This is a genomic window from Lacibacter sp. (genome assembly GCF_035299325.1).
Taxonomy (GTDB): domain Bacteria; phylum Bacteroidota; class Bacteroidia; order Chitinophagales; family Chitinophagaceae; genus Lacibacter.
In genome coordinates, this window is record NZ_DATGWT010000020.1 from 89,142 (window position 1) to 96,136 (window position 6,995).

At 40.0% G+C, this 6,995-nt stretch carries 4 protein-coding genes; 2 read left to right on the plus strand and 2 right to left on the minus strand.

The window, feature by feature from the left end:
* Positions 1 to 554 precede the first annotated feature (554 nt).
* A complete protein-coding gene (gene recN, locus VK159_RS11925; protein ID WP_324230363.1) occupies positions 555 to 2,201 on the plus strand; it encodes a DNA repair protein RecN in 1,647 nt (548 codons plus the stop codon).
* Positions 2,202 to 2,210: 9 nt separating this feature from the next.
* On the opposite strand, the gene VK159_RS11930 is transcribed toward recN, so the two are convergent.
* Positions 2,211 to 3,146, minus strand: a complete 936-nt coding sequence (locus tag VK159_RS11930) for an AraC family transcriptional regulator (protein ID WP_324230364.1) — start codon at positions 3,144 to 3,146, stop codon at positions 2,211 to 2,213.
* Positions 3,147 to 3,289: 143 nt separating this feature from the next.
* On the opposite strand from VK159_RS11930, the gene VK159_RS11935 reads away from it, so the two are divergent.
* A complete protein-coding gene (locus VK159_RS11935; RefSeq protein WP_324230365.1) occupies positions 3,290 to 4,723 on the plus strand; it encodes a sialate O-acetylesterase in 1,434 nt (477 codons plus the stop codon).
* A 220-nt stretch (positions 4,724 to 4,943) separates the two neighbouring features.
* Here VK159_RS11935 and VK159_RS11940 read toward each other — a convergent pair.
* Positions 4,944 to 6,995 (minus strand): DUF5703 domain-containing protein (locus VK159_RS11940; RefSeq protein ID WP_324230366.1); only part of this gene is annotated, 2,052 nt, incomplete at its 5' end.

Here is a 6,995-nt window from a genome sequence, read left to right on the forward strand (position 1 = left end):
CCTTTTATCTCATTCTAATTGTCTTTTACATTCATCATGCAAAAGATCATGTTATGTCAGTTTTCGAAAATCGGGCAAGCCTCCATGCGCATTATCTCTTTTCAGTTGCCGTTAACTATACACGGTGTTTGCAGGATAGCTGTTAATTACAGGAAATGGATCTGTTGTTGTTCATTCGTCTGAAAATGATGCAATCGTCGTTAATCGTTTTATCTTCTTTATACATCACAAACGATTTTTGAAAAATGATTTATGATGTTTCTATTAATTCTTTGTTGTTACCAAATTTAGAGTTGAGATACTGTCTCTCCAAACCGCCAAACTGTACAAATTCTGCGCAAACGGTTGAAAACTCTGCGCAAACGGTTGTTCATTTTTTTGATTTCAAATCAAAACAACCCTTTCCGCTACTTTTTGCAGAAAAGCGAGTGAGACAGGTAGCAGTCTCTGTCGCTTTTATCTTGATTTTTTGCCTGGCTGCCGGTTGTTTTTAAAGCTATAAACAACCCATTCCTGTTTGCATTAATTCATTTAGTTTTGAAACGTATATGCTGATGAAACTCTCCATACAAAACTTTGCCATTATTGATCAATTAACTGTTGAATTTCAACAGGGGTTAAATATTATTACCGGTGAAACAGGTGCCGGTAAATCCATTCTTTTAGGCGCTTTAGGATTAGTGTTGGGCAACCGGGCCGACAGCAGCGTACTACGAACTGCTGATAAGAAATGCGTGGTGGAGGCTTTTTTCGGACGATCGAATCAACATATCAAAGATTGGTTGCAGCAAAACGAAATTGATGAAGAAGATGAATTGATCCTGCGTCGTGAAATTTCACCCAATGGAAAATCAAGGGCATTCATTAACGACACGCCGGTAAATCTCGCTCAATTAAAAGCATTAACCTCTGCACTTGTTGACCTTCATCTGCAGTTTGATACATTGGAACTGGGCGAAGAAGATTTTCAACGTGAAGTATTGGATGCATTGGCTGGCAACACAGCCCGTGTGGAGCAATACCGCCAGCAATATGTACGCTATGCAAAACTGCAGCGTGAATTACAGCAGCTGAAAGAACAACAACAGCAGCAACAGAAAGAACAGGATTACCGACAATTTTTACTGGATGAATTAGAGCAGGCTTCTTTCAAAGAAAATGAACTGGAAGATGCCGATCAGGAATTAAAACTGTTGAGCAAGGCAGAGAATATTGCCACTGTACTTTCAGAATCGGTACAATTCTTAAAAGAAGGTGAAACACCTGTGGTGCAACAGTTGAAAATTGTGTTGCAGCGTTTGCAGCAGTATAAGGATATGCATGCTGATCTTTCGGCCATCAGCGACCGCTTACAATCGGTACAAATTGAATTGAGCGATATTGCTTCGGAACTTGATCATTTACAAAACAGCATCAGTGTTGATGAAGCAAGAATGCAGCAGTTGAATGAACGTTTAGAGCTGGGTTATAAGCTGCAGAAGAAACATGGATTGCATTCCACGAGTGAATTACTGCAACTACTGGAACAACTGCAACTGCAACAGCAATCAGTTGCCGACCTTGGCAACAGTATTGCAGCAAAAGAAAAAGAAGCAACGGCACAACAGCAACAGTTAAATAAAGAAGCTGCTGTTATTCATGAACAGCGCAAAAAACATATTGAACCTTTTACACGCCAGGTAAATGAATTGCTCAGCCGTGTGGGTATGCCCAATGCAAGACTGAAAGTTGAACTTACAACAACTTCGCTTTATCACTACGGCACGGACAGTATCAACTTTTTGTTTGATGCGAATAAGAGCAACCGTTTTGAACCGATCAGTAAAGTTGCCAGTGGTGGTGAATTAAGCCGGTTGATGCTTTGTATTAAATCACTGGTAGCAGAGAAAATTTCTTTATCAACCATGTTGTTTGATGAAATTGATACGGGCATTAGTGGTGAAGCCGCCAAACAAGTGGGTATTTTATTGAAGGAGTTAGCAGATCGTCAGCAGGTAATCACTATCACACATCTGCCGCAAATTGCTGCGAAAGCAACGGCGCATTATTTTGTATACAAACAGGAAGAGAAATCGGTGATCAAAACAAAGATCCGTTTGCTGAATAAAGAAGAGCAAATTGAAACCGTTGCAAAAATGCTGAGCGGCGAAAAACCAACTGACTCATCGTTGGTTACAGCAAAAGAAATGGTGATGGGCTAAACTGATCTTCTATTGCATATCTGCCTTTGCTTCATCAATCCTTCTTGTACGGTATTTCTTGGGCGACATACCAATGATGGTACGAAAACGCTTCGAGAAATAATACGGATCATCAAAACCCATACTGAATGCAATATCCTTGATGGAACGATCACTGAAATCTAACTGCTGACAAGCCTTCTGCATTTTCATCTGCAAAAAATAATCGATTGGCGCATACCCTGTTTTCTGTTTGAACAGGTTTGAAAATCTCGATACAGAATAATTGTATTGCTTGCTCAGATCGTTCAGCGAAATATTATTGTTGATATGCTCCTGCATGAAGAGGATGGCGCTATCTACACAATCGATCTTATCAGTATTTGTACCTGCATAGTGTCTTGAATTGTAAACAAACAAGGTTAGAAAATGTGATAAGCACATATTTGCAAACAACAGGTTATCGATACTGTAACCTAACTCAAGTGTTTTGTAAATTTTAGTGAAGATGGGAAGGATGTCGCCGTTGTTTTTTACATACACCGGTTTAAAATGTTTCTGCACTTCCTGCACCTCATTAAACTGCGGCAATGAATCTCCTCCAAAATGGATCCAGTATATGGTCCATGGATGATCGGCACTGCTGCCGTAAGAATGTTCAACATTCTGTGGAAGAATAAAAAATTCATTTGGGCCAACTTCATGTCGTTGCTTCCCGATCTGGAAAAAGCCATGCCCATCAACACAGTAAAATAAAAAGTTCTCAGGCAATCCTTTCTTCCTGTAGGTATAATGATCTTTTGCTTTAGGATAATAACCAATGGAACAAACATGTAAATGCTTGAGCAGGGAATTACCCAGCACCCTCGACTTTAGAATGGTTTTGGGGATTTCAATACGCTGACGGCCAAGACCGTACCAGATATTCTTATGTGAGCCTTCTTTATTTTCCTTGATCTCCTTCATGTGCAAGCTGTAACTGGAAGGGAAATTACTAAAAAAGATAGGTTCCGCAACAACCGTTTATAAAGCTAACGATTATCATGTAAGTGCATGATGGGCAAAGAATCGAAAACAGTATATTCGTTTTCCTTAATCTTCTATTTGCCATGATAAAAAATATCCTTCGTTTTGCCTTTGTTTTTGCAGCAATAGTATTGTTGCAATCCTTCGCTAATGCCACTATTAAACTTCCTTATTTCTTTAGCGATAACATGGTTTTGCAGCAACAAACCGATGCAGCTATATGGGGTTGGGCAAAAGCAGGAAGTACAGTAAAAGTGAACACTTCGTGGAATAAAGCCAGCTATAATACAAAGGCAGATGCCAATGGAAAATGGAAAGTAAAAGTAAAAACGATCCAGGCCGGCGGACCATATACTATTACCATCAGTGATGGCGAAACTGTTACATTGAAGAATGTATTACTAGGCGAAGTGTGGTTATGCAGCGGACAGAGTAATATGGAAATGCCGATGAAAGGTTTCCGTGACCAACCTATACTTGGCGCTAATGATGCTGTTTTTAATTCAGCAAATGACCAGATACGTTTGTATACTGTACCACGTTCAGTACAACGTACCCCACAGGATACAACAAAAGCTTCTCCCTGGAAATTGGCAGAACCTGAAGCTGTAAACAACTTCAGCGCAACTGCTTATTATTTTGGGAAGATGCTTTATGAAAAATTAAAAGTGCCAATTGGCTTGATAAACATCAGCTATGGCGGATCACCGGTTGAAGCATTTATGGATGCAGAAACATTAAAACAATTTCCAGAATTAAAAGTGCCATCACCAACCGACACTGCACGATTGAATAACCGTACGCCAACTGTATTATACAACGGCATGCTGAAACCTTTTCTTGGTTATGCTATTAAAGGTTGTCTTTGGTACCAGGGAGAAAGCAACAATGATCGTCCGGCACAATATGAAACATTGTTCCCTGCGTTTGTAAAACAAATTCGTGATGAGAGCGGACAAGGTGATTTTCCATTTTACTATTGCCAGATAGCTCCCTATAACTATAACAACAACGCAGCGGTAAATGTGGTGAATAACAACTCGGCTTATTTAAGAGATGCACAACGAAAAGCATTAGCAAAAATTCCAAACAGCGGCATGGTTGTATTGATGGATATTGGCGAAGAGTTTGGTATTCACCCGATGGATAAATTAACCGGCAGCAAACGCTTAGCATATATGGCATTGGCAAAAACCTATGGGCTGAAAGGTTTTGGTTACGAAAGCCCGGCTTATGAATCTATGACGGTAAGTGGGAGTACAGTTACCATTAAATTCAGTGGTGCACCAAACGGTTTAACTGCGTACGGCAAAACATTATCGTTGTTTGAAGTTGCAGGTGCCAATAAAATTTTTCGTCCGGCAAAAGCATTGATCAGTGGAGGAACAATTATTGTTTCATCGCCTGATGTGAAAGAGCCTGTTGCTGTTCGTTATGCGTTTAAGGATTTTGTAATTGGTGACTTATTTAGTACGGAAGGGTTTCCGGTGAGTAGTTTTAGAAGTGATGATTGGTGAGTTGAGCAGGGAGAAACTTTTTTGACCTGACAGGTTAAGCCTATATATGTTATAGGTTTGATTAAAGACTGACAGAATAATTTTGCTCAACCTGTTTGCTCAACCTGTCAGGTCTTCCCTTCCTAGTCTGACGAATAAAATAAAACGCCGACAGATTTCTAAACTTGTCAGCGTTTTTTATTTATAACAACGAATCAAACGAGGGTGTCAGTTGCTGCTTTCATTTCAGCATCAACTCTACATCTTTCTTCCGCTCTTCCGGCAATACAATCAACTTTACCAGCTTCCCATCTTTCAACTCAGCTTCAACAGCTGTATTAGATGGTGCATGTAATTTAAAGTGTACATCTTTTTCTTTTGGCCATGCAGGAAATAAAAGAATGCGTTGCCCATCTGTCTGCAATAACATTTCCTGCAAGCCGATCATGCCACTACCGCCCCAGTTATGATCGGGTACCCAATCGAAACCCGGTCCCCAGAAAGCAGGGAAACGACGTTCGCTGTTTTGTAATTTTAGAGAAGTTAAGCGCCATGCTTCTTCTGATAGGCCTAACCGAGCAGCCCAGATATTATCCTGCTTCCAGCCAACATGACTGCGGAATTTGATTACAGATGTGTCGTAATGCCATGTGTTAAGTGCTGTATCCAACCTGGGTTTACCAACGCCAAATATCCCCCAAGGAAATACAGGATATAATTGTGGTGATTCTGTATTGTTGATACGTTCCCATGTTTTTGCAGGAGCAATGCTTGTGTGACCATTGAATTGCTGATAGCTTAAAGAGGGAACACGTTTCAACAATGATTCAACATATTGTTTTTGTTCGACAGTAAGATTTGAAGTTTTTGTTGAAAGTATTTGTTTGATGATGGTTTGCATTGCGGCAACTGTTGTTACTGAGTTAGTCGCCATCTTAAATGTTTCTGCTGCACTGCCGGGAAACAATACCAGTTGACCATTTCCATCCAATGCCTTTACTCCTCTTTGTCTGGCGAGATATTGATAATGTTCATCAAAAAACTGCAGACAACTGATGATGAAAGGAATTTTATCGCTAATGTCTTTACTTGTATATTCAGCTTCCTGCAACATCATCAAACAAAATTCAAAAACTGTATCCCATTCGTATTCAAGCCAGGCGTTGTACTCAACACCTTTATCAAAATAGTCGGGACGCTTGGTGCCGTACTCAGCATAATTGGGCAGACCAAAATTTTCCATCTGCTCCGTAAAACAGGCACCGTTGTGATTCCAGTAAACTTTCGTTCTTAACTCAGCATTTTTTTGAAGACGTAAATAAAAATTGAGTTGTGGTTGCAACAGATCCCAATCACCGTTCTTGATCATAGGAAAATAAACCAAACGTTGGTTTTGTGCAGTATGTAAACCACCACCCCAATTGCGGTAATCAGGTGTAAGACCTTTGTTGATGGTATCGGTATAGATCGGATCAACCGTAAACAATCCACCGTTAAATTTCGTTGGCCAATCGCCTTTTGCATTACAGGCGAGCATGTAACGGAAGAGTTGATAATTACGGCCAACTTCCCATGAACGTTTATCTTTTTGTAACGGGTCAACAACAATAAAACTTCTGCTCCAGAATTGTTTCCACCATTGCTGTGTTTGTTGAAAAGCTGTTTTATCTGCTTTTACTTTTTGCTGCAAGGAATCAAGCGATTGCTTCCATACAGTAATGTCATTTACCTGTGCATTATGCAATGTTAATTGCAGCGCATGTTGCTTTGCTGCTGTTTTGCTTTTCAGTTTCCATGATTTGAAATCGGTTTGTGCATATTTGCCTGTATCTGTTCCGGCTGAGATATAATTCTTTCCGCTGAATAAACCACCGAATGCCAACTGCTTAATGGGATTGTACAATTGCTCTTTCACAGCTTGCATTCCCTGCTGCTTCACCACTGCATCAAAAATTGTTTCGCTGCTGTTGTGATGATAAAAAAATACTTCATTGTTGTGAAAATCGATCACATCTTTTTTGTACACATTGTTTTTCGGTGCTCCCCACTTCCATGAGTTGCCCCAATTTTCACGAGTGGTTACGGTACGATCACGATAGCGCCAGCTTTCGTACGAAGCCTCAACGTTGATGATTTGCTTACTGCTGATATTGATATGAGCGACCGGCTTATAAACATCGGCCCATATTTTTATAGATGTATTAATGCCATTATCCCGTGCCTCAATACTTACATAACCTTTATCGACATGGAGCTGTTGTTTAAAATTTTTACCTGTTAACGGATTGGGAAA